Source organism: Rhodococcus sp. USK10 (genome assembly GCF_019378875.1).
In the GTDB taxonomy this organism is placed as follows: Bacteria; Actinomycetota; Actinomycetes; order Mycobacteriales; family Mycobacteriaceae; genus Rhodococcus_F; species Rhodococcus_F pseudokoreensis.
In genome coordinates, this window is sequence record NZ_CP076047.1 from 1,143,168 (window position 1) to 1,166,408 (window position 23,241).

23 protein-coding genes and 3 pseudogenes are annotated in these 23,241 nt (G+C 66.6%); 3 read left to right on the top strand and 23 right to left on the bottom strand.

The window, feature by feature from the left end; genetic code table 11:
* Positions 1-39: 39 nt before the first annotated feature.
* From I1A62_RS05870 to I1A62_RS05885, 4 genes are all read right to left on the bottom strand, one after another.
* A complete protein-coding gene (locus I1A62_RS05870) occupies positions 40-537 on the bottom strand; it encodes a transposase (RefSeq protein WP_257890478.1) in 498 nt (165 codons plus the stop codon).
* Between the two features lie 432 nt (positions 538-969).
* Positions 970-2,172: a S9 family peptidase gene (locus I1A62_RS05875; RefSeq protein WP_219454709.1), complete on the bottom strand. Its 1,203-nt coding sequence runs from the start codon at positions 2,170-2,172 to the stop codon at positions 970-972.
* Positions 2,169-3,005, bottom strand: a complete 837-nt coding sequence (locus tag I1A62_RS05880) for an NmrA family NAD(P)-binding protein (protein ID WP_219454711.1) — start codon at positions 3,003-3,005, stop codon at positions 2,169-2,171. Before I1A62_RS05880 ends, I1A62_RS05875 begins: the two co-directional genes overlap by 4 nt.
* Positions 3,002-3,427 carry a nuclear transport factor 2 family protein gene (locus I1A62_RS05885; RefSeq protein ID WP_219454712.1) on the bottom strand — a complete coding sequence of 142 codons (426 nt, stop codon included), beginning with the start codon at positions 3,425-3,427 and terminating at the stop codon, positions 3,002-3,004. Before I1A62_RS05885 ends, I1A62_RS05880 begins: the two co-directional genes overlap by 4 nt.
* Before the next feature lie 99 nt (positions 3,428-3,526).
* On the opposite strand from I1A62_RS05885, the gene I1A62_RS05890 reads away from it, so the two are divergent.
* A complete protein-coding gene (locus tag I1A62_RS05890; RefSeq protein WP_219454715.1) occupies positions 3,527-4,189 on the top strand; it encodes a TetR/AcrR family transcriptional regulator in 663 nt (220 codons plus the stop codon).
* 144 nt (positions 4,190-4,333) lie between these two features.
* On the opposite strand, the pseudogene I1A62_RS05895 reads toward I1A62_RS05890, so the two are convergent.
* The 12 genes and pseudogenes from I1A62_RS05895 to I1A62_RS05950 form a co-directional block, all read right to left on the bottom strand.
* Positions 4,334-4,525 (bottom strand): annotated as a pseudogene (locus I1A62_RS05895) (HNH endonuclease); the annotation flags it as partial.
* Positions 4,526-4,529: 4 nt separating this feature from the next.
* Positions 4,530-5,129: pseudogene (locus I1A62_RS05900) on the bottom strand (IS256 family transposase); the annotation flags it as partial.
* Positions 5,130-5,177: 48 nt separating this feature from the next.
* Positions 5,178-6,788, bottom strand: a complete 1,611-nt coding sequence (locus tag I1A62_RS05905; RefSeq protein ID WP_219454716.1) for a hypothetical protein — start codon at positions 6,786-6,788, stop codon at positions 5,178-5,180.
* A gap of 2 nt (positions 6,789-6,790) precedes the next feature.
* The gene (locus I1A62_RS05910) at positions 6,791-7,108 is read right to left on the bottom strand and encodes a helix-turn-helix transcriptional regulator (protein WP_041810958.1); all 318 of its coding nucleotides are present in this window, start codon (positions 7,106-7,108) and stop codon (positions 6,791-6,793) included.
* A 90-nt stretch (positions 7,109-7,198) separates the two neighbouring features.
* The gene (locus I1A62_RS05915; protein WP_219454225.1) at positions 7,199-9,619 is read right to left on the bottom strand and encodes a hypothetical protein; all 2,421 of its coding nucleotides are present in this window, start codon (positions 9,617-9,619) and stop codon (positions 7,199-7,201) included.
* Positions 9,616-9,951, bottom strand: a complete 336-nt coding sequence (locus tag I1A62_RS05920) for a helix-turn-helix transcriptional regulator (protein WP_219454227.1) — start codon at positions 9,949-9,951, stop codon at positions 9,616-9,618. Before I1A62_RS05920 ends, I1A62_RS05915 begins: the two co-directional genes overlap by 4 nt.
* On the bottom strand, positions 9,948-10,994 hold the full coding sequence (locus I1A62_RS05925) for a tyrosine-type recombinase/integrase (RefSeq protein WP_219455065.1): 1,047 nt from the start codon (positions 10,992-10,994) through the stop codon (positions 9,948-9,950). The genes I1A62_RS05920 and I1A62_RS05925 overlap by 4 nt, the downstream gene beginning before the upstream one ends.
* 195 nt (positions 10,995-11,189) lie before the next feature.
* Positions 11,190-12,230: a site-specific integrase gene (locus I1A62_RS05930; RefSeq protein WP_257890434.1), complete on the bottom strand. Its 1,041-nt coding sequence runs from the start codon at positions 12,228-12,230 to the stop codon at positions 11,190-11,192.
* Positions 12,231-12,373: 143 nt separating this feature from the next.
* Positions 12,374-13,039, bottom strand: a pseudogene (locus tag I1A62_RS05935) (transposase); the annotation flags it as partial.
* Between the two features lie 310 nt (positions 13,040-13,349).
* Positions 13,350-14,336, bottom strand: coding sequence for a recombinase XerD (locus tag I1A62_RS05940; RefSeq protein ID WP_219454718.1), 987 nt, complete (start codon positions 14,334-14,336; stop codon positions 13,350-13,352).
* Positions 14,337-14,556: 220 nt separating this feature from the next.
* Entirely contained in the window at positions 14,557-14,727 is a 171-nt protein-coding gene (locus I1A62_RS47095; protein ID WP_219454720.1) for a hypothetical protein, read from the bottom strand.
* Positions 14,728-14,737: 10 nt separating this feature from the next.
* Positions 14,738-15,475, bottom strand: a complete 738-nt coding sequence (locus I1A62_RS05950) for an alpha/beta fold hydrolase (protein ID WP_219454721.1) — start codon at positions 15,473-15,475, stop codon at positions 14,738-14,740.
* Positions 15,476-15,881: 406 nt separating this feature from the next.
* Between I1A62_RS05950 and I1A62_RS05955 the strand changes: the two genes are divergently transcribed.
* Positions 15,882-16,820 (top strand): LLM class flavin-dependent oxidoreductase, encoded by a 939-nt coding sequence (locus tag I1A62_RS05955; protein ID WP_374710686.1) that lies wholly within the window; start codon positions 15,882-15,884, stop codon positions 16,818-16,820.
* A gap of 42 nt (positions 16,821-16,862) precedes the next feature.
* On the opposite strand, the gene I1A62_RS05960 is transcribed toward I1A62_RS05955, so the two are convergent.
* From I1A62_RS05960 to I1A62_RS05990, 7 genes are all read right to left on the bottom strand, one after another.
* Positions 16,863-17,360 carry a CocE/NonD family hydrolase C-terminal non-catalytic domain-containing protein gene (locus tag I1A62_RS05960; RefSeq protein WP_257890479.1) on the bottom strand — a complete coding sequence of 166 codons (498 nt, stop codon included), beginning with the start codon at positions 17,358-17,360 and terminating at the stop codon, positions 16,863-16,865.
* Positions 17,272-17,910 carry a CGNR zinc finger domain-containing protein gene (locus I1A62_RS05965; RefSeq protein WP_141476721.1) on the bottom strand — a complete coding sequence of 213 codons (639 nt, stop codon included), beginning with the start codon at positions 17,908-17,910 and terminating at the stop codon, positions 17,272-17,274. The genes I1A62_RS05960 and I1A62_RS05965 overlap by 89 nt, the downstream gene beginning before the upstream one ends.
* Positions 17,911-17,958: 48 nt before the next feature.
* A complete protein-coding gene (locus I1A62_RS05970; protein ID WP_181450698.1) occupies positions 17,959-18,126 on the bottom strand; it encodes a hypothetical protein in 168 nt (55 codons plus the stop codon).
* Between the two features lie 85 nt (positions 18,127-18,211).
* Positions 18,212-19,291, bottom strand: coding sequence for a hypothetical protein (locus tag I1A62_RS05975; protein ID WP_219454727.1), 1,080 nt, complete (start codon positions 19,289-19,291; stop codon positions 18,212-18,214).
* Positions 19,292-19,720: 429 nt separating this feature from the next.
* Positions 19,721-20,443, bottom strand: a complete 723-nt coding sequence (locus tag I1A62_RS05980) for a flavin reductase family protein (RefSeq protein WP_219454729.1) — start codon at positions 20,441-20,443, stop codon at positions 19,721-19,723.
* A gap of 37 nt (positions 20,444-20,480) precedes the next feature.
* The gene (locus I1A62_RS05985; RefSeq protein WP_257890480.1) at positions 20,481-21,320 is read right to left on the bottom strand and encodes an MBL fold metallo-hydrolase; all 840 of its coding nucleotides are present in this window, start codon (positions 21,318-21,320) and stop codon (positions 20,481-20,483) included.
* A gap of 2 nt (positions 21,321-21,322) precedes the next feature.
* Positions 21,323-22,231 carry an alpha/beta hydrolase gene (locus tag I1A62_RS05990; protein WP_219454731.1) on the bottom strand — a complete coding sequence of 303 codons (909 nt, stop codon included), beginning with the start codon at positions 22,229-22,231 and terminating at the stop codon, positions 21,323-21,325.
* Between the two features lie 117 nt (positions 22,232-22,348).
* Between I1A62_RS05990 and I1A62_RS05995 the strand changes: the two genes are divergently transcribed.
* On the top strand, positions 22,349-23,161 hold the full coding sequence (locus I1A62_RS05995; protein ID WP_219454732.1) for a helix-turn-helix domain-containing protein: 813 nt from the start codon (positions 22,349-22,351) through the stop codon (positions 23,159-23,161).
* Positions 23,162-23,241 lie beyond the last annotated feature (80 nt).

The following is a 23,241-nucleotide window of genomic DNA, read 5'->3' on the forward strand; positions in this document are numbered from 1 at the left end:
GCCACTCTTCGCCCGTGCCGAACACCGACGCTGGACCGATCACGGGGTTGGGGCGAACAACACTCGCGGTTCCAGGTCCAGCCAGGTGACCGGCGCTTGTTCGGGTGGGGACAGATTGAGTACGAGGTCGCCCATGCGGCGGATGGTGTGCTGGATGTACGGGGTGATGGTGGCCAGATCGTCGGTATCGACGGGATAGCCCTCGGCGGCGAGGCCGTTGGCGACGTCGGTGATGTCCAATGCGGTCGAGTAGATCGCGCAGTTGGCCAGCAACTCGTTGAACTTGACCACCCGTTCCTGGTGGTCGGGGTCGTTGTGGCCGATCAGCCTGCGACCGATCATCAGCCATTCCGAGTAGCCGTGGAACGCCTCGGCCTTGTTCGTGACCGCCGTGATCTGCTCCCGCAGAACGGGTTCGGAGAGGCACCGCAGCAGCGTCACTGTCCGGATGACACGGCCCAGTTCGCGGAACGCCCGGTACAGGCGGTTCTTGTGCGAGTGGTTGCCAAGGCGACGCAGCAGCGTCACCGAGGACACTCGGCCTTCGCGGATGTCGGCACATTCACCTTCAGCTGTGACGTGCTCGTAGCTCCCGGCGGCGATCTGCGCATCGTCGCCTATACCGCCGCTCCTGATAGCGACGCCGCCGACCGGCTCAGGCTCCTCAACATCATCGGCACCCAGGCCCTGACCGAAGACAGCACCCCGGGACAGCAGTGACGGTACCGGCCGGCCGTTCTGGTCGGTCGCTACGGCCGTGATCGCGTCCGCGACACGCTGTTCTGATCGGGGGTCCGAAAACATCCGCGAAAGCCACTGCTCCATCCGAGGTGCCCGACTTCGGACCGCCGGTGCGGTGCCGACCACTCGGCTGGACCCCGAACCCGCGTTGTTCGGATGGCCTGCGACCTGAGCGGGATTCGGGTCCGGTGCGCGGCAACTCCAGTGATCCGCGTGATGTTGAACTGGTCAGATCGTGTCGTCGAGCCAGTCGAAGATGCGCGCCACCGCAAGGCGAAGTGCGCCTGGGTGGCAGTGGGCGTCGCCGCCTTCCTCTGCGGTGAAGCTCAAGAGTTTTTTCGGCGCGGTGAGGTGCCGGTATAGCTTGTGCGGGTCGGGCTCGTCGGTGGCGGAGTAAAACAGGTCGGCGGTCGCCTCGCACACCAGCACGGGGCAGGTGATCTTTTCCGCGCTTCCATCGCCCAGGTTGTATCGGGCGTACTCGGCCAGGAACTTTCGGTCGGTCGAGGTTCCCGTGACATAGCGGCCATGGTCGCAGGCCCAGCGCAGGGTCGGGCTCTGCTCACGGGCCTCGGCGATCATCCGGTCCAATTCCTCGTCGTGCTCGGCTGCCGCGCGCTGGACCACCTCGTCGTGCGGCAGCGGAAGGTAACTGGTCAAAGCGGAGACGGCGTCGAAGACACCGTCGACAGCGGCGACAGCGGCCAGGCGCGGCTCATAGGCCGCCGCGCGTGGCGCGAGGTAGCCGCCGAGGCTGACGCCGAGCAGCGCGATGCGGGCCTGGTCGATGCTCGGGTCCTGGGTCAGGAAGTCCAGGACGGGACCGATCACGTTCTCCCAGTCCGGTCGAAAGGTAAGCCCGTCCCGGTGGATGGCCGCAGGCTGCCCGGGGCCGTCGAAGGTCAGGATGTGGTATCCGCGTTCCTGTCCGCCGACGGCGCCGAAGAAATGCAGCTCCTCGGCGGCGCCGTCGAATCCGTTGTGCATGACCAGCGTCGGCTTCGGCCCCTTGCCAGCCGCCCGATAGAAGTAGCCGTGCAACATGGTGTCCTCGTACGGGATCTGTACAGGGGTGATACCGGGGATGTGGGCGACGGCATCACGGAAACAAGCGACGCTGTGCTGGTAGGCGTGGTCGATTCGGGGATCGCTGGGGTCGCCGTGCAGGAAGAACTCGGCCGCCCGGTAGTAGGTGGAGGCGCGCAGGAGTCCATCGCGTGCGCTGACGGGGTGGCTCGAGCGGGCCTCGGCCTCCAGGCGCTCGGCGGTCGACAGCCAGGCGTCATGCCAGCCGTCGTAGTCGCCACTGGTTACGCGGGCGGCGGTGGCGATGACTTCACCGACATCGGAGCCGCCGTAGACGGCCAGGCCGAGATTGCGCAGGGTTTCGAACCAGAACTGCTGGTCGTCCGGGAACATCAACTGCTTCATGGCATCTCATTTTCGAGGAGGGCGCGGAGGGCGCGCGGGGGCCGACCGGTGAGGCGCTGAACGGTGTCGGTGACGCGGTCCTCCGCCCCTTCGGCGACGGCACGGTCCATGCCGGCCAGCATGGCGGCGAACTCCAGCGGGACCACCGCCGTGAGGCGATCGCGCATTTGCTCGTAGGACAGATGGCGGTGGGCCACGGGCCGACCGGTGACCTCGGTGACGATCGCGGCGACATCGTCGTAGCTGAGGGCCTCGGGTCCGGTGAGGATGAGGTCGGTGTTGGGGGCGGTCCGGTCGGTCAGGGCGTGGACGGCGACGGCGGCGATGTCCTCGGCGTCGATGAAGCCGACTCGGCCCGTGTCGGTCGCGCTCCAGATGATGCCGTCTTCACGGATGCTGCGCGCGTGCGCGTGTGTGCCGGTGAAGTTTTGCATGAACCAGGAGGGCCGCAGCACCGCCCACCGCTCGAACAGATCGGGCAGGGCCTGGTGCACTGTTCCCACCGCAGGGCCGCCCTCGGGTATGGCCGAGGAGCTCAGCAGCACCGCGCGACGCACGCCCCCGGTGCGGGCCCGCTGGAGGAAGGGCAGCATGACCGCCGCCGGGTCGGAGTCGCCCACAGGCGGTACGAGGTAGACGCGGTCGACGCCATCGAGGGCGGCAGTGTGGGTGGCCGGGTCGTACCAGTCGAAGCGGACCGACTCGGCTCCGGGAAACGGGGTGCCTTGACGGCTGGCCGCTTTGACACGGTGACCGGCGGCCGTCAGCTGTGCTGTGGTGCGGCTGCCGGTGGTGCCGGTGGCGCCGATGACCAGAGTGGTGCCGGTGGTCATCGGCTGCTCCCGGTGAAATCGGTGCCGGGTTCGAGGACGGCGAGAGGGTTCCAGTAGTCACGGTAGGAGGCGATACGCCCGTGTCGAACCGTGACGACGGCGATGTAGGTCATGTCGAAGGGAGCGTCGGTCTCGACCAGACGGCCGATGCCGCGCATCTCGACCACGATGGTCTCCGGATCAGTGGTCTGGTGGATCCGCAGGTCAGGGAAGTCGTGCAGGTCGATGTGATCGGGGTAATGGCGCATGTAGGCGGCGATGGCATCTTTGCCCTCCAACCGCCCGGGCCAGCCCGGAGGGGCGAAGGGGAACTCCATGATGCCGTCCTCGTCCCAGAGACCGACCCAGCCGACGATGTTCTTGTCCAGTAGCAGCCTCAGGCTGTGGCGGTAGAGATCCGCCGGAGAAGTTGGTGTGGACATGAGGGTTCCTCCATCTCGTAGACATCTAATATAATCCGGACCCAGGGTCCGATTCAACGATACGGACCCCTGGTCCGTTTTTGCAACTGGAGGAACCGCATGCCCGAGCGCAAGCCACGCAAGGACGCCGCCCGTAACCGGGAGGCCGTCCTCGCGACCGCCGACGCCCTCTTCTCACACGACCAGAGCCCTGACGACATCACCATGGCCGACGTCGCAGCAGCGGCCGGCGTCGGCAAGGCCACACTCTTCCGGGCCTTCGGTGACCGCGCCGGGCTGCTCCGTGCGCTGTACGAGGCACGACTCGAACCGATCAGGAACGCCATCGAAGCCGGCCCGCCACCCTTGGGGCCCGCCACTCCACCGCACCGGCGCGTACCCGCCCTGCTCGACGCCGTCCTGTGCTTCAAACTCGACAACCGCCGCCTCGCGCTGGCCCTGGAGGAAAGCGGGAGCAGCAGCCCATACCAAGCCGAGCATTACGTGCGGTGGCACGGCCTGCTCCGAGCCGTACTGGAGCAGATCCCCGGGGTGCCCGACAGCAACTTCACCGCCCACGCCCTGCTCGCCGCCGTCCGAGCCGACCTCGTCGAGCAACTGGCCGGACAAGAGCGCATGCCGCGCGAAAAAATCCGAACGCAGCTGGCGAACTTCGCCACCAGAGTCCTGGTCTCTCCCCCCGTGCCGAGGGGATCGCCGAGCCCTGATCAAGAGGCTGACGACTTCGAACGGGCCGGGGTTCTCACAAACGACCGGATGTGAGAGTTCTGCGAACACCCCGATCCGTGCCGCGTTCCCGCAGGTCGCGATTCGCACAACACCTCTCACAACCTCCACGTTGTGATCAACCTCCGCCTCGACCTCCCCGCTCGCTGATGACGAGTAGTGCTCCGCGTTGTGCTTCCGAGCATTACAACTCCAGTGTGCTGCGCGACAGTTGGCGAGTGTATGAGGTCCGCCCTTGGACAGGGGCTGCTCGTGGTCAACCACGGGCGCGAGCGGTTCATACTTGCTGCCGAGCACACGAACTGTCCGCAGATTTGGCGGATCCACCGATCGGGGACTGTCAGAACATCGGTGGATCCAGTTCTGGCGCATGAATCTAGATCACGGTTGGGGTGATTCGGCCTTCGAATGTGATAGCAAACGCGTTGAGGGCCGGCTTCCACCTCGTCACCCATCGTGCTCTTCCCTTACCCGTCGGGTCCAGTGACCGGGTGGCGAGGTAGAGGCACTTGAGCGCGGCCTGCTCGCTGGGGAAGTGGCCCCTCGCCCGCACCGCCCGCCGGTAGCGCGCGTTGAGGGACTCGATCGCGTTCGTCGAGCAAATGACCCGGCGGATCTCGGGGTCGTAGTCGAGGAAGGGCACGAACTCGCTCCAGGCGCTTTCCCACAGCCGGACGATCGCCGGATACCTCGGCCCCCATTTGTCGGCGAACTCGGTGAACTGCTCCTTGGCCGCGGCCTCGTTGACAGCGGTGTATATCGGCCGCAGGTCCCGTGACATCTCGTCCCAGTACTGACGCGATGCGTAACGAAAGGTGTTACGCAAGAGGTGAATCAGGCAGGTCTGCACCACCGTGAGTGGCCACACGGTAGTGATCGCGTCGGGCAGTCCCTTGAGTCCGTCGCAGACGGCGATGCACACGTCTGCGACCCCGCGGTTGCGGATTTCCGTCAGGACGGCGAGCCAGAACTTGGCCAAAGCGCACACGTTCGCGCGAACGTGTGCGAGGTGGCGCCTGAACTGTCACGGGTTCGGCAGCCGGGCGAAGTCGACGTGGTCGGAGAGGTAGGCGATGACGGCCTCGTTGGTCATGCCGTAAGCGGCGGCGACGAGTTTCGCGTCGACCGTGCCGACGAGGTCGACCAGCCGGGTGGAGCGCAGGATTCTGGGTTGGATACCGACCTCGCGCAGGGTCTGCTTGACGTAGGAGTCGGAGGCGGGCGCGCGGGTGGCCTTGGTCTGCATAGTGATCAGCACATGGGCGTTGTTGCTGCCCAGGTTCTTACGGTGCTGCAGGCAGCGTTGCAGCGCGGTCCAGGTCCACGGGTCCAACGGAGTAGGCTGCGGTCGACGCCCCAGCCTGATGCGGTGCTGTTCATGGTCGATATCGTCGTCGGTGAGGTGTTGCAGTTCCTGGGTGGTAGCGCCGTGCAGTAGGGCGGCAAGCCCGACGAACGCCTCGTGCGGGTGCACCTCGGGGTCGGTGCTCCATCGCCGGAACAACTCGCGCTGCCGGTCGATGGGAAGCGTCGGTCCCCTGAATGCCATGGTCTGCGGCGCTTGCACCCCGGCGGTGGGGTCGATGAGCAGCAACCGTCGGCGCAGCGCGTAGCGGCAGAATTGGCGCAGTCCGGTCAGGTAGGAGGCCCGTCGGCCGGGATGTGCGTGCAGGAACGCTTCGATGTCGCCGACATCGGCGGTCGCCCAGTCGGTCTTGCAGCGGCGCGCGGTCAGGAATTGCGCGAAGTCACGCACCGCGGTGAGGCGAGCCTCGAGCGTGGTGTGCCCGCGCGGGCGGGTGCCGGCGCGGCGGGCGCGATCGCGGCCGGCGACCAGGTGTTCGGCGAACCCGGTCACCGCCGGTCGCAAGGGGGCGGGCACGGCGTCGATGCGGGACTGGCGGCGGGCGGCGGCGCGGCGTTCCTCCCGGTCCGGCGGCAGTGCCAGCTTGCTCGCGGTGAGGAAGTCTTCCAGGGCCCGCGCGAGCGGCACGTCGGCGGCGACAGCTCCCAGCAGTGCCTGCGGATGCGTCGGGTGCTCGTCGGTCAGGTGCTTGCCGAGTCGGGTGAGCATGGCGCACGCGCGGCTGGGGTGATGACGGCCGACCAGGTAGGCGGCGAATCCGCCCAGCCAGCTGGGCGGATCATCCAGTGCCTCGGCGAGATTGGCGGCACGGACGGTGATCCTGTGCCGCGAGCGTTCCCAACAGGATCGACACCGCCCGGCACCGGTCAGTCGGGTGACCCGGCCGCAGTCGACGCAGGCCGCATCCGGATTCGGTGGCCGGCCCGGATGCGAACACGAACCGCACAGGCCGGTGGCCGGTCGCAGTATCCGGCGTTTGCTGCAGCGCGGGCAGTCGGCTCGATCGGCGTCTCGCCGTTGCCGTCGGAGACATTCCTTGCACAGGTCTCGGTCGACGAACAACACCGGGGCCTGGCACTGTCGGCAGGTGCGCGAGCAGCGCACGCAGCGGCCGGTGTCCGGCTGCAGGACCCGGTCGACGCCGCAGCGCGGGCAGGGGTGGGTGACCGGGGCGTGGGAGGCCGCCCAGTGGCAGCGTGCACACAGGTCACGGTCGGGTTTGCCGACCGCGCGGCCGCAGCGGCGGCAGTCCCGGATCCGGCGGGTCATGCTCAGATCGGCGGCATCGACCGGCCCCGCCGCGACGCCTGTGTGTCGTTCGCCGCGACCTTGGTCGGGTTCGACGAGATCGGTTGTGCGACTGGGGTGGTATCGATGTCGAACAGGTCGTTCGGTGTGCAGTCCAAGGCGGTGCACAGCGCGATCAGGGTGGTCAGCTTGATCTGGCTGGGCTGTTTGGTGAACAACGCCGACACCGACGCCGAGGACAGTTCCAATCCGGCCTTCTCGGCGAGCAGCCGTTGCAGCTGGGTGCCGGTCCAGACCTCGCGGTGGGCGGCGGCCATCCGGAGTTTCCACCTGATCTGCATGCTCACTCCTGTCCGGCCAACTCGGTCAGCGTCGCCGCGATCGCGCGCTGGTAGGCGTCTTCGATGAACGTTTCCGACGAAATGGTGACGTCAGATATCACAACTGTCCGAATGCCCCCTCCTGTCGGCTATGTTGGCGGCGTAGGTGGTCCAATCTCCAGCGGAAATCTGCTGCCAGCGGACGGCGGAGCTGACGCTGATGCCGAGGGTTCGGGCGAGGATGGCTGCGGGGATCTGGGTGGCGAGGCCGAACAGTGCGGTGCTGCGTGCCTGGTTAGGTCGGATGCCGAGCTGGTTCAGTCTCAGCTTCAGTCGTTGGGCGCTGATCGGACGGCCGGGCTGACCGCCGGGGAATAGCCAGCGCGACGGAGTGGTGGCGCCGATGGTGGCGTGGCCTTTGCGTGTGGCGAACACGGTCCGGGCCAGGTCATCGACCGGTTCGGGGAGCCGGATCGGTGTTCGGCCGAAGCTGATGTGGACGTTGTCGTTGGTGATCGAGATCTGATCGACGGTCAGTAGGGCGATCGTGGAAGAACCTTGGGCGTAAAGGAGAACGAGCAGGCCGGCGAGGCGGTCGACGGAGTCGATAGTGTTGTCGTGCAGCAGTGTTCGGGCCGTTGTCCAGCGGTTGTCGTCGTCGATTGGGTTGGCCGGGCCATTCCAGCGCCGGGCCGGCAGGTAGGCGGTGGTGAGTTTGCTGGCATAGGCCCATCGGAGGAAGGTTCCGGTCTCGTAGCGGTAGCCGCCGGCTGGATCGGTGATCCACTGATCGAGGTCGGTCCGGCCGCAGCTGGCCAGGGTGAGTCCGCGGGTGTCGAGCCAGGTGAGAAGCCCGGCGGCGGCGCGGGCGTGGCTGCGGATGCGCAGCATCTGCTGCCGGGTGGTGGGACGTCCGTTGTTTCGGGTGCGCAGCCGCCGCAGCAGATGCCAGACCAGGTAGCGGTGCAGCAGCTTCTTCCATTCCGGATTCTGCTGCGTGGCAAGGAACTCGGAGATTGTTCGTTCCAGCCGCACGAGTTCCTCGTCACGCTCAGGCAGGGCGCCGACGGCGACGAGGGTGTGCCGCAGATACTCGGTGGCGGGACGTCTGGGCAGGGTGTCGAACGCGGCGTGGGTCAGGGGCATGCGGCCCGCGGCGAGGTCGGACAGGACCGTGGTGACGGGTTGTTTGGTGAGCCAGCGTTGTGCGGTGATCGAGTGTTCGGCGGTGGCGATGTCGTGTCGCAGCGCCAGCAGACCGGGTGGCATATCGGCGGTGACCGGACCCATGACCTGGTAGAGGCGTTGATTGGTCAAGCATTTCCCGCAGCGGCCCGGTGTGGGGTGGTCGGGGTCGCTGCAGGTGGGGCAGTCCCGCCAGGCGGGTGGTGGTGCGCAGTTGTCACAGAGCGGCTCGGTGAGGGTGCCGGCGGCGATCGCGGTGTGGCGTCCGCAGCGAGCGCAGTCCGCGGCTCGGCGTTGGCAGGTCGGGCACCATGGTCGGCCGGTGCGCCTGGAGATGCCGCAGGGTGTGGTGTCGCCGCAGATCGAGCAGGTCCTGATCGGGAGGGTATGACAGGTCTGGCAGAGCGGTCCGTCGGTGGTCCGCCGCCCGACCGGACGTCGGCGTCCGCAGCCGAGACAGATCTCCAGATTGGCCGGGTCGGTGCAGAAGCAGTTGGCGCAGATAGGGCGCCGGTGCTCGTCCCTGCTGACCGGCTCGCGGCGGGCGCCGCAGCGAGCGCATTCTTCGATGCGGGAGTGCGCGATGCAGGTGCGGCAGACCCGCTGACCGTCCAGGGGCTTGTCGATGCGGACCTGCCGGCCGCAGCCCGGGCAGGTCGGCAGCACGATTCCGCGGACGCCGCTCGCGTGCAGGTGCTCGACGAGCCGCGGGATCACTCGCAGCGGCGCACGATGCCCCTCGCCGGTCAGCAGGGCAGGGTCGGCTTCCAACGCCCAGGCCACCCGCCGCTGGTAGCCGCGCTGACGACAGCAGCGGTCGAGAACACCAGCGATGGCATCACGCGGGACGGCCGGATCGAGTGCGGCGACGGCGGCGTGGATGACCGCGATCGGGTCACGATCGTCGGGGTCCGGGCACTGGGCGCAGCGTGGATGCCCGTCGCGGTCATGTGACCGAACCTGTTTGAGGTTCCCGCAACCGGCGCAGGCTGCGGTGTTCTGCTCGCAGACACTGCAGTACCAGTGCTGTCCACGACGCATGAGGGTGCGCAGCTGTTTTCCGCAATCGGCGCAGCAGGGCGCCGCGATCGCGGTTGCCCCGGCCTTGCGCAACGCCAACAGCAGATCCCCGATCGCGCGGGGTGCCGGGGACCGCCCGTCGGCCAACACCGCGGGCCGCGCGACCAGCGCCGCGGCGATCCGCCGCGATTTCGCCCGGCCCCCGACGGTGGAGACGACCACCGTTCGGGCCCGGCCGGGGTCCAGGCCCGGGTCGGCTTCCGCGACCAAATCGCTGATCAGCCCGACCGGATCACTGATCACCCGCCTCGGATCCACAGTGCTCACCGGTGACCGGTGTCGCGGACCCGGGCTCGTTTCGGGCGCAGGTCCCCAACTCCGGCGTCGCCGCCAACGACCTTCCTGCGCTTGGTGGCGGCCGAGGCCGCCGCGACGGGTTCGATGAGGTCGTCCATCCCGCAGTCGAGGATGTCCAGAAGTGCCATCAGCACCTTCAGGCTCAATCGTTCCGGGCGTTCGACGACGAGCCGGTAGACCTGGCTCGACGACAGCACGATCTCTCGTGCCGCGAGCGGCTCGATCAAGTCGGTGGTAGCGAACATCCCGCGCTCGGCCATCACCGCGCGTAGATTCCAGCGGTAGTCCAATTTCGGTGTCACGTGCGGTCCTCGTGTGCGGGGTCGGTAGAACCAAACAACGGTGAAAGGGCTTTTTGTAGAGCGGTATTCATGAAATCGTCGCTGACGTGAGTGTAGATGGCCGTGGAACCGTCGCATTCGTGGCCGACTTGCGATTGGATGAACCGGCGGTCAACCCCATCCTCCGTGAGATGGGTCACGTACGAGTGACGAATAGAGTGGGGTACAAGCGCTTTCGGCAATTTCAAGGCGTCACGATAAGCGACGAAACGGGCGTTGATCTCCACCGGCTTGATCCGGCCACCACGTTCGGTCAACCACAACGCCGGATGGTCGTCGAACCCGAATCGCGGGCGCACGTTCTCCACGTAATCGGCCACCGCCTCCACCGCCCAGTCCATCACCGACAGCACATTGCGCCGCCGCGGGGGCTGCCCCTTCTTCGCCTTGCCGTATCGGACGTTGAGCATGCCGTAACGACCGAACCGCGGTGCGTGCGGATTGCGGCCGAAATCGACCACATCCAGCTTGGACGTCTCCGTCCGGCGCAGTCCCCACCCGTAGACGGCCTTGAACAGGGTCGCATCACGGTAGGCGGCCAGCGCACCCTTGCGCTTCGCCCGCACTGCCCGCTCCACCTGGTCGTCGGCATAATCGAAGAACCGCTGCAGCTCCTCCCGCGTGAACGGGCGCGCCTCCGGCCGGCCCTCGTAGCTGTTCAGGTGCGCGATGGTGTTCCACTCGTGCACGATCGCCACCGGATGCACCTGCGGCCCGAACTCCCGCTGACACGCCGCAATCCACCCGTAGCGGCCATCGCAGAGGTACTCGCTGAACAACCGCAGATCCGTCTGATAACCCCGGATGGTCGACGGCGCCAGCTGCAACTCACCGGTCATCGACAGCGACCACTCGTCCACATGCGCCGGACCCCATCGCCACGGATACTCGTTGGTGAACGAGATGAACCGGCGCACCAACCGTTCCCGCGGCGCGATCGTCCCCTCCTGGAGCCCTCGCGCCGTCTGCTGGGCCCGCCACCCACGCAGCATCGCCTCGAACATCGCATCCTCCGGATGCAGCTGCGCCACTCCAGAAACCAACTCCAGATGTGCCGCACCTGCCAGATCACCACGCCTCAACGCCGCCTCCTGACCACGATCCACCCGCGACCCTCCAGCGCATGAATCATGCATCTAACGGAGTCGCTGGGCAAGCGTCCCAGCTCAAGCGGCGTGTCCGGCCTACCCGCGAAACTGTTACCGTCGGGCGGTCAGCAGGTGACCTGTGGAAACGCACCCATCTGATGCAATTCCCGAGGGTTGGCGCACATACCGCATGGTCGACGCGACCGTCCAGTGGCCTAGAAGTTGTTGTATAGCAACCAGATCCACGCCGCGCTCGTAGTTGTGGGTCGCGCACGCGCGCCGCATCCCGTGCGGGCTGAACCACTCCGCTTCGGGCCGACCCTCCACGCTCATCAGGTGCCGCAACCGGTTGCGGATCGTGGCCGCGGCCATCCGTCCGCCGGACTCGTCGCACAGCAGCGCCGCGCTGTCCGGGAACCGGCCGCGCACGTCATCGAGATACCAGCGCAACACCAGATCCAGCCCGTCCAACATCGGCACCCAGCGCGGCCGCGGCCCGGATCCTTTGGCGCCCTTTCCGAAGCGCACATGCAGTTTGCCGAACGTGCCTCGCCCGAAGTGGACGTCGCCGCGGTCGAGCATCACGACCTCCTCGGATCGTAGGCCGGCGTGGTACAGCGTGCGGAACAACGCGTAGTCCCGCGCGGCCGGGCCGTACTTGCGGGCGGTCGCGATCCGTTGCTTGAGGACCTCGAAGAACGCCGCCACCCGCTCCGGTGTCGGCGGTGCCTCCGCAGCCGGCGAGTCGTCGCTGACGTGGCGGGTGGCGTTGAACTCGTCCAGCGGACAGGCCAGCCGCACCCCGAATGCTGCCTCGATCTCCGCGGTCTTGCGGACCTCGAGGAACCGGTGAAACCCCTTGAACACCTGCAGGTAGTTACGCCGCGTCGATACCGCTCGACCCGAGTTGGCCAGCTCGCCCACCACCCGGTCGACGTCGGCGGCGGTCACCTCCCACACCGGCCGACCCAGCCCCGCGAGCATCCGCTCCAGGACACCGATGTCGTTGGCGATCGTCGATGCCGCGAATCCACGCGCGGTCCACGACGCGACGAACGCCTCCACGCATTCGGCCTGGAACCGCTGCGGATCTCGCATCGCCACGATCGGTGCGACGTCGCCCGAGATCACCCGCAATCGCTCGTCGCCCACCGCACGCCTTCCTCGCACCTAGCATTTCGCGGTAACACCTTAACTCGCGGGCTTCCACCTCGAAGATCAACGACACGCCAATCAGTGGGAAACCCTCAGGCAGCAGCACAAAACTCCGGAAACGAACCTGTGCGCGTTCCATATCCCTCCCCGCCGTCACCTGCCCACAGCCCGAGGATCTCGCGTTCCCCGGCGGTGGTGACGCCGATGGCGACATAGACGGGCCGGTTGGCGACCTGACCGTCGCGGATCTTGACGTGGATGGCATCGATGAACAGCACCGGATACACCGGGTCGAGGGGACGGACGGACCATTCGGCCATCTCCGTGAGGACCTTGTCGGTGATCTTGCCGATCGTCTCCCTCGAGACCGATGCGCCGTAGACGTCGTCGAAGTGTGCTGCGATTTCGCCTGTGGTCAGGCCTTTCGCCGAGAGGGACAAAATGATTTCGTCGACCCCGGTCAGGCGTCGCTGCCGTTTCTTGACGATCTGCGGATCGAACGAGGCATCGGTGTCTCGTGGCACCTGGATCTGTACCGGTCCGATTTCGGTGAGCACGGTCTTCGTCCGCCTCCCGTTCCGGGAGTTTTCTCTGTTTCGTCCCGTGACGTGGTGTTTCTCGTAGCCGAGGTGCTCGTCCATTTCGGCTTCGAGTGCGGTTTCGAGGACGTTCGCGGTGAGCTGGTTGAGTAGTCCGTTCGGTCCGACCAGCTCGACGCCCTCGGCTTTGGCCTGGGCCAACAGTTGTTGGGCCAGCTTCTGGTGGTCAATCTTCGACTGATCCATGTGATCAAGTGTTTCGGTCATCGTCTTGCCTTCTCGCCAAGAGAACTCGGCGTGTCGGCCAGATCCAGTTCAACCGTTATCCCGACAGTCCCAAACCGGCCGCTCGATACGGCGTTGACCGCTACTGCGCCAGGGGCACGAAGTGCTTCTATACTGATGCCGTGCGAGAGATCGACGTAAACCACGTCGCACCAATCCTTTCCGGCCTCGTGAACGAGATCGCCGAGACGGGGGATCGAATCATTTTCACCTCGGTTCGGTCATGGGTTTCGTCCTTCGCTGTGGTGACGCGGGGGTCGTGGGCTCTGATGATTCAGGTGAGGTGCGGTCCTCACCGCTCGACACCGGGGCGCACGTATCGTGACCACGGTTGCGATGCCTCGGCGGCGTGGCGATGGGTGATCTGCTGGCTGTAGCCGAGCATGTCCGCCACGATCGGTGCAGGCACCTCAGTGACCAATGTTCGGATTGCGGTGGTGCGAGCACCGCGGAAATCGATACGGAGAGTGCGTAGTCGGTTCATGATCGTGTTGGGGTGTAGGTGACTGCCGGGGAAGAGCCACTCCGAGTCACTATCTCGGACCGCATGCAGGTTGTGTCGTTGTGCGAGGTGCTCGGTGAGCATGTCCGCGAACGGCGTCGGAATGGGGGCGGGGTGGCTGCCGAGGGCAAGATATGGACCGTTCGGCGCCAGGAGGATGTCGGTGGTGCGATGGGATGCGATCCTCGCGATTGGTTGAGCGTAGAGGAGTAGCAGTGTGCCGGCGATCCGGTACGGCAGGGATTCGCTGTTACCGGTCAGCAGTTCACGCAGCCAGGCGATCCGTTGGTCCTGGGTGATGGTGGGGGAGGAGCGGGCGCTGCGGGGGCTGATCAGGATGGTGGTGTTGACCCGCGCCCGAAGAGCCCAGACGAAGAACGTCCGGATGCTATGGCGGGTGGTTGGTCCACCGATCAGCCATTCGTCGACGTCGTGTTGGTTGCATGTCGAGGCGACGCGGCCGTGTGCTTGGAGGAGCCAGTCCAAGAACTTGATCGTCTCGGTAATCTCCTGTTTCGCCGCGTGGACCGGACCGCGCGTCGAGGATCCGGTGGTCGAGATAGCGCGGATCCGCCGAAGGTGGTGCCACGTCGCGAACTGCTCGACGGGTTGCCGCACGGCGGCCTCGCCGATGGCATCGAAGTTGACCTGCAGCCAGTGCTCGAAGCGGGCGAGATAGGCGTCGCGTTCGGGTAGGAGACCATGATGCTCGAGCAAACCCCGGAGATGGGTAACTCGATGGCCGTGCCCGAGCCCGTCGATCCCTTCATGACTCATCGAGATCTCACCAACCGCTAACCTGCGCCGAACTTCTCGCACCTGCGCCGGCCGCATCCAGGTGATAAGGCGCTGTGGCTTCGTGGCCATGTGATCCCGGAGATGGATGCTGCCCTCGTCCGGTGCGGATATGTTCAGGGCCGCCGGGCCGAACAACGAGTACCCGGCCTCCTCGAACACGGCAGCGCGGTCGACCATCCCGAGCCCCAGGCCGCCGCAGTCAGCGGGCGTGGACCGCCAGCAAGCCAGCTTTCGCAGCGAGCGCTTGTAGCCGCACCCGCAACCCATCGCCGCCTGCCGCCTCGATGTCGCCGTCGTGCCGGTCGTCGATCGAGAGCACCTCTGCCCGAATGAACTCCCGCGTCCTCACTGCTAGTGCATCCAGCTCCACCGCCTGACCCCTAGGCTGGCCGATCGCTCGGTCGGTCAGCATCGCAAGGCAAGGTGGGTGCGCCCCGGGTTCGTTCCGCGGTCTCGACCAGGATGTGCGCGACCTCGGCCGGATGATCGATCATGAGCTCGTGACTTCCGTCGACGTCGTAGGCGCGCCAATTCTCGGACGCCCGAGCCATGTCGCGATTGGCCATGAAGTGCGGGAGGCTGTCCCAACCTGTGGCGAACACGTATGTGCGGTCGACCGCCTCGTAGGCCCCCGTGAGGACGACCTTGTCGGTTGCCGTGTTCGCGGCCTGAGGAGTCATTTGGCTGTCGACCCACTCGCAGTCCGCGCCCGACAGTCCGAAGATCGCAGCAGGCGGCGGGGGCACCGGAGTCACTCCGGGTTCGGAAGCCGGCCAGCCGAGGTCGACCAGCGATTGACCGTCCTGGGGAACGAAGGCGTCGAGATAGACCAACGATCGAATGCGCTCGGGCACCCTGTCGGCGACGACGGTGGCGACGATCCCTCCGAAGGAGTGTGCCACCAGCACGATGTCATCGAGCTGCTCCCAGCGGATCAGGTTCAGCACGTCCGTGCAGTAGACGTCGAGGCCAATCTCAGGCGAATCGAGATGTGAGCGCTCCGCGAGACCCGTGAAGGTCGGCGCGTGAACCACGTCCCGGGCCGGGAGGTGCTCGATCACGCGACGCCAGCACCAGGCGCCGTGGTACCCGCCGTGGAGGAGGAGAAATGTGGTCATGTGTCGCCTTCCGTTCGCGCAGTGGCGGTTCCCGACGAGCCTTCGGGGTGTGACTGAATCGTAGAGGTTTTACTTACGTCACACAAGGGTCCGGGGAGGCGCTCTCCGAACGGCTCCCCGGGCAAGCTGACGCGCCGATGCCGCCTCTTGGCGTGACATGCATCATTGTGATACGCCTATGTCGTGGTGTGGGACACATGTCCGAACACGCCCGCCAGGATCCCAAAGCTCTCGTCTGTGCCACGCGCCCGCTCGCAGGCGATGCCTGAGAGCTCACCCGATCCAACCCGATCCATCGACCCGGCAACCACCGGTTCGACCGCGACGTCCCTCAACCGGCCGAAGGAACATCATGCGCGTGTCCTGTGTCCTTGCACCAACGCTCGAGTCTCCAGAGCACATCGTGGTGGCCGAACAGCTCGGCTACGAGCGAGCGTGGCTCTTCGACACGCCCCAGCAGAGTCCTGACATCTGGATGACCCTCGGACGCGCTGCCGAGCTGACTAACACGATCGGCATCGGACCGGGCGTCCTTGTCCCCAGCTTGCGGCACCCCATGTCCGCCGCAGCAGCGACGGCCACGCTCGCATCGCGTGCGCCGGGACGCGTCGCCGTGGCGTTCGGCACCGGCTTCACGGGCCGCAGCGCCATGGGCCAGAAGGGTCTCTCCTGGTCGGCGGTCGCCGCCTACGTGCGGGCGTACCGCGGCCTGATCCGTGGTGAGACCGTGATCTGGGAGGGCGCGCCGATAAAGATGTTCAACTCGCCGGACCACCTCGACCGGGCAGCGGCTGATGTTCCGATCTTGATCTCGGCCTTCGGCCCCAAGGGCGAGCAGGTCACCAAGGACCTCGGCGTCGACGGCATCATGGCCTTCGGCCAGGTCCCGGCCGGCATGAAGGACTTCGCCTGGGGCTCACTATTCGTCGGCGGCACGGTGCTGGAGGGCGATGAGTCAATCGACTCTGATCGGGTCAAGGAGGCCGCTGGGCCCGCGTGGTCGGTCGTCTATCACATCGGCATGGACTTCATGGGGGGTCTCGATGCAGTCCGTGCCATGCCCGGGGGTGAAGCCTGGGCAGCGCAGATAGAGAAGACCCCGGAGTCCGAGCGTCACTTCGCCGTGCATGACGGTCACCTGATGTACCTCAACGAGGCGGACGAGGCAGCATGGGACGCCGGTGGTCACGCGATGCTCAAGGACGTGACACTCACGGGGAGCCCGGAAGAGATCCGCGAAAGGGTTGCCGCCTACGCCGAGCAGGGGGTCACCGAGCTGGGCTTCCAACCGTGCGGCGCCCACATCGAGCGCGAGCTGGAGAAGTTCATGAAGGCAGTCGGCTGAGCGCCGGCACTTGTGAGCCGTGAGCGCCCGGTGGACGCCGCACTACCGGCGTTCCGCGGCGGAGACCGTCGGCAGGATGAGGCGAGAAGCGTGAGCGCGGTCGTGGAGGATCGTCTGCCGGGCTTGCTGAGTGTCGGAGGCGGCCGCCGGGCGGTCACCGGTGTTGGTGCGGTCCCATCGGGGAAAGTCGCTGGAGGTCACGAGCAGTCGCAGGGCGTGTCCGCCCTTGACGAGATGACTGATGTTCCCGAGCTCGATCGTGAGTCGATAGACCTGGCCTGGGTCAGGAGTGTGGGGTCGTCGTAGCTGTCGCGGAACCGGCCACGTACGAGTCCTACGGCGAGGTTCTGCACGAACCCGTCGGGATGTACGTCGCAGGCGTGCAGCATCGGCACGTCTACATCGAGGATGAAGCGGCTGGACGAGCTCGCCCCTGACGGCTCTGGCGCTACTACCGTGCGCGCGCCGGCTGGGCGGCTGCACGGCGTCGCGCTCGGGACGCGCGGAGGTTGGCCGCGTTTCCGCAAATGCGCACGTCATGCCAGACGCCACTGTTGTTGCGTGACCGGTCGTAGAAGACGCCGCGGCACCGATCGTTCTTGCAGCTCTTCAGCCGTGGCCAGACGCCTGCGTCCTGAGCCCGACGGATCTCGAGCGCGACCGGCCCGAGCAGCAACTTCCAGCCGCGACCCTTGGGCCTGAAGTGCACTGTCCCGTCGGGCTCGAAGCCTGCTTCGAGAGCCACCTGGAGGTCCACGAGGCCGCCGCGTCCGTCGCCGCCCGTCGAGGCGTCCGTGTCGAAATGGCGCGCGTGCAGGGAGTCGACCAGCCCATCCCGTACGCGTCGCAGGACCGTCAGGTCGCGTTCAGTGAGCGCATCGAGATCGACCTGGTCGAGCACGGGCGCGCTCCACTGTTGTGCCCAGGCGGTCAGCGCGCCTCGCATCCACTCGATGGCCGGAGCCGGCTCGGCCAGGAGGTCCTGCTGCCGCGGGCGGCCTGCGGCCGCGGTGCTGAGAAAGTCGTGCACGAGCGCGAGTCCATCGGGTGCGACGTCCAGCCCGTATCGGGTTGTTGCCGTCCAGGTCATGTTCACAGCCTACGTGGGTGACAGCACCTAATCCAGTTCGCCTATGTTTCAGGCTGATGACGGCCCGAGGGGCAACGGCTCGGTAGCGCCGCCGTCCAGCGCGGATCCGCGCAGCTTGAACTTCTGTGTCTTCCCGGTTGCGGTCTTCGGCAGGTCGCCGATGACGACCCGTCGAGGCGCCTTGAACCGGGCGATGCGCTGCTTGAAGTGATCCACAAGTTGGCACTCGGTGGCGCACGCCCCGGGGCGGAGTGCGACAGTACGGCCCAAACGACATCGCCGACACGGTGCTCGAGCGCCACTAGACACGCCTATGCGCGCCCGGTCGCGCCCCGCAGCCGAAGGCGTGGGCAATGGTGACTATGCCCAGTGCCACGAAGGGCACCGTCGCCGCTCCCAGCACTGCCCACGTCATGGGACGCCAAGCGGGCACTGCCATCCCGTGGAACCAGCGGATGGCGAAGTTCGCGCCCGCCGCGAGCGGAAACGAGAAAGTCCAGTAGCCGGTGTGGAACGACTGCTGACGTAGGTCGGGAAGAAGGCATGCGACGATCAGAACCGTGAAGGCCAGCAGGCCCGCGAAGCCGCAGCCGACCGCGTCGACCACACCGCGGTGGGCGGCAATCCACGCAAGCCCTCCGGTAGCCGGTGGAAGGATCAGCACCGTGAGTGTGGGCCGGGCACGCTGGGGCAGACCGGGGCTGGCCACGAGGCCGCCGAGGATGACGGTGCCAAAGGCGAGCCAGTACACCAGCCCGACGGCGAACGTCGCGGCGGCCAACCCCGGCCACTGCAGAGTGGACGCGATGGTGCTGGCGATGAACGGCCCCGACGACACCGGTAGCAGATAGCCGGGGTGCAGGAGCGACGAGCTGAGTGTTCCGGTGAACCAGTGGGACAGCAGACGGGCCGCGAGGACCGCTGCCGCAGCAGCGAAGACTACGTATGTCGCGCGTGCGATTTCCAACCCGAAGCGGGCGAAGTGTCCGGCAAAGAGCATGCCCGCGATGGGCACGTATGCCAGCGCGAAACCCTGAGCGGGATGGCGAATATCGTGACGCAGATTGCGCCACCGCCCTCCGCCGTGCCGGATGTACGCAATGAGCAGTACCAGCCACACCAGGCCACCGACGGTGAACAGCGCGTCGCTCACCCCGATCGGGGCGGACACCGTCGCGGTGGCCGACTCCCACGCTCCGCCCAGGCCGGCCGCGCCGAGCGAGATCGACAGCAGACCGATTCGTTCGGACCGTGTCGCCCACCGGGCTTGACCAGGGAACGGTGCGACGGCGGGCGGGCGGGAGGGCGCGGGTCCGACTGCTCCGGATCCATTGGTTACGGGCGCGTCTCTGGGCAAGGCGCCCCTGACAGGGGGGTTCATCGTGTCCTCTAGTGGATTCGGGTTGCGCGGAATCGATCGCGCCGGGCGGGCATGAACCATCGGCTTCGGCAGCGCACTATGGGGTGTGGTGTGCCGCTTGGTCGAGTCAGGGGCCGCTGATGCCCTATGGGCAGGCATCGGGCATTCCTTGTGTGTCGCGGCTGAGATGAGCTCTCTCACCGCACCTGCATCGTCGCCTGGGCGGGAAGCTCCCGCCACCAAATGGCTGCAACATCAAAATTCCCGGGGATAGGTACCCGCCAGCGTCGCCATCGCCGTCGCGGAACCCGTCATCGACTTGCAAAGCGGAAACCGCGTGCGGGACAACTGTATTCGCCTCCCACGCCGCGCCCTCGTCCAGTTCCGCACCGAACCGTCGACCTCGGCGGGAGGGTTGCGCCAGGGTGGCGGCTGCCGTTGTCGCGCGGGTCAGGTGGTCACCACGTTGGTGGTCGAGCCGGAGGGCGACCATTCTGCGGTGTCGATAGGGGAGTAGTCGGTGTCGTGACCGTCGAGACGGCGGGCCCGGGCAGCGGCGTGTTCGCCGATGACCGCATCCGATGCCGGGGTGGTGAAGATGGTGTCGACGAGGGTGTACTCGGCGGCCAGCCTGCCGAACGCCCCTAGAGCACCGACGTCGATGCGGCCCCGGGACAGGTAGAGGTCGTCGCGGACGTGAATGCGCTTGACTTCGCCCCAGACGACGTGATCGGAGAGCGGCATGGGGATGATGCGGTCCACCACACATTCGAAGGAGATGGGAGCACCGGCGATCCGCGGGGCGGAAATCACCTCCGAGGGCGCCTTGTCCAGTTCGAGGGCCTCGAATTCATCAATGCGGCTCTCAAATTCGCGTGCCGAGGCGTGCACGGCGTCGGCCTGACCGAGCGTGGCGACGTTGATGACGAATTCGTTGGTGTCGCTGATGTTGACGAAGGTGTCCTTGAGCGTGATGCCGTCGGCGCGCGGTTGCAGGCTAATGGACAAGATGGGGGGTTTGCGACCCACGACGGTGAAGAAGGAAACCGGGGCAATGTTGCCGATCCCGGCGGTCGATCGGGTGCTGACCCAAGCGATGGGGCGGGGCAGCACGCTGCCGATGAGCAGTTTGTAGGTGGCGGCCGCATCGAGATCGGCGGTGTCGATGATCATGGATGTCTCCTTGTGTGAGAGGTTGTGTTGTTGCGGGTCAGGACAGCAGGGCGACGGCGCTGCACCAGACGGTGCCGACGTTGAGCCGGTCGGGGTGCAGTCGAGTCATGTGGTCGAAGAACTCCCGAGGGGCGGGGTTGCCGGCCAGCAGACGTTGGGCGTCGAGCAGATAGTTGCGGGTGGTGGTGAGGATCGCCGGATCGTCGGGCAGGTCCTTGTTCTTGTGCCCGGCGACGACCGCGCGGGGTTGCAGTGCGGCCACGGTGTTCAGTGCGGCCAGCCATTCCTTGATGCCGCCGTGCTCGCTTTCCAGCAGGTATGGGTGCACGCCGTTGTAGGCGACGTTCCCGGCGACGACCAGGCCGATCGAGGGTACGTGCAGCACGGTGGTGCCGTCGGTGTCGGCGTGGCCAACCTCGATGGGCTGCAAGAGATGTCCCTCCAGGATGATCCCGTCAGCGGGGACCGGCTGATACACCACGGGGCTGGGTGGGATCTGGCGGGGGAAGTCGACGTCCCACATCTGGGCGCGGCCGTCAGTGGCCTGCTCATGCATCTTGGCGATGGTCCCCGCGCTGGAGTAGGCGGTGACGTCGGCGAATCGGCGCAGCAGGGCGTCGGTGCCGAACCAGTGATCTCCGTGCCCGTGGGTGGCGTACACGTAGCGCAGGGTCTTGCCGGACAGTTCGATCCAGTCGCCGACCCGTTGGATCTGGTCGTGGGTGGACGGCGGGTCGACCAGGACGGCGTCGTGGTCGCCGCATATGAGGGTCGAGGTGACCGGTGCGGAGACGATGGGGCTGCCGTCGGGCAGGCGTTGTTTGCGGTGGCGGGGCAGTCCGTCGTGCACCATCACGTCGTAGCGCAGGTCGGTCACGATCAGCGTCTTTCCTCGGTGGGGGCAAGATGGTGGGTGAACCAATCGACGGCGGCGCTGCTCGCCTGCCCGAAGCGCTCCAGGTAAGGGTCGAAGTGACCGCCGGGGATGGTGACCAGCCGTTTGGGGTGGAGGGCTTGTTCGTAACCGGCCAGTGCGAGATCGGTGACGGTGACGGTGTCGGCCAGTGCGACGACCATCAGCAGTGGGGTCGGTGAGACCCGGGCCAGGAAGGTGCCCGGTTCATACATTCGGGCCGCCCGGGAGGATCGCACCGTCATCTCGTTGGACCATGCGCCTTCAGGCAGTGGTTGGGTGTAGAAAGCAATCGCGTCGGGGGAGCGGTAGGCCGCCGCGACGGTCGGGTCGGCACTGACCACGGCTTGGGTGGCCGGTGGCTGGCCTCGGAATTGTCGGCGGTCGTCGTCGGCGAACGCGGCTTCCAGCGCGGTGACTTGGTCGGGGGCCACCCGGCGCAGACTCTGCGGGTAGCCGTTGATGGTGGGGACCTGCGCGACGACGGCGCGCAGCCGCCGGTCGGTTGCACCCAGCACGATGGCGTGCCCGCCCGCATAACTGGTGCCCCAGAGGCCGATGCGGTCGGCGTCGACTGCGGGATGCTCCTCGAGGAAGGAGATGGCGTGGCGCCAGTCGGCGATCTGGGTCCACGGGTTCACGTCTCCGCGCGGGGTGCCCTCGCTGGCGCCGAAACCGCGGTGGTCGTGTAGCAGGACTACGAACCCGGCCTCGGCGAAGCAGCGGGCGAAGCGTTCCAGCCCGTGTTCCTTCACCCCGGCGAAACCGTGGGCCATCGTGATCCCTGGATGCGGTCCGGGCCCATCGGGAATGAATAGCCACCCCCGCAGCATCACGCCGCCCTCGGCCGCGAACTGCACGTCGTGTCGTTGCATCGTCTGCTCTCTGTTCGAGTGTTCCTGAGGCATAACATTGAGCCTGCGGCAGAACGGTTCGTTATGGGGACACCGCACCGACCCTGGTACTGGCAGGGACAGGCTTAGGCTGACGAGGTGGCGGAAGAAGGCAATGCTTTGGGAACGTATCTGCGTGCCCGGCGTGCGCAGGTCCAACCCGACGACGTCGGCTTGGTCGCCGGACCCCGCCGGCGGGTTGCGGGCTTGCGGCGTGAGGAGTTGGCGACCGTGGCCGGCATCAGTGCGGAGTATTACCTGCGTCTCGAGCAGGGCCGCGACAAGCATCCATCCCCGCAGATCCTCGACGCGCTCGCCCGGGCGCTGCAGCTGGACATCAAGGGCGCCGATTACCTGTACGAGTTGGCCGGTGTCAGCGGCCACCAGGCGCAGCCCGATCTCGAATCTGCCGCCGACGGCCTCGACGTGTTGATCGAGCATTTTCCGATGCCGACGGTCGTCGCCAACCGCTACCAGGACGTATTGGCGGCCAATCGCATTGCCTGTGCCTTATCTCCGGGGTTCTCACCCGGGCAGAACTTCCTGCGCTGGAGGCTCACCGAACCGGCGGCACGCGACTTCTTCGTCGACTGGGACGAAGCCACCGACATCGCGGTCAGCGGCCTGCGGGAAGTCGCCGGCAAGTCGTCCGACGATCTGCGCATGCGTGCTCTGGTCGATGAACTGTCAGCGCTCAGTGAACGCTTCCGGGAGCTATGGGCGCGCGCCGACGTCGGTTACCAGCCCGGAATTACCGTGGTGCGCCACCCCGTCGTCGGCGAGCTGCACCTGCAGCGCAATCGGCTGGCGGTGCCGCATTCCGGCGGCCAGCATGTCATTATCTTCAGCGCTGCGGCCGGAAGTGCTTCGGCGGTTGCGTTACAACGACTTTCAACGATGGCGCGGTCCTAGTTCACCTGCCGCCACTGGTAGCGGACGTGACGGATTCGTCTTCCGTTGAGTTTCATCGTGCGGGTTGTGCCCCGTCAGTC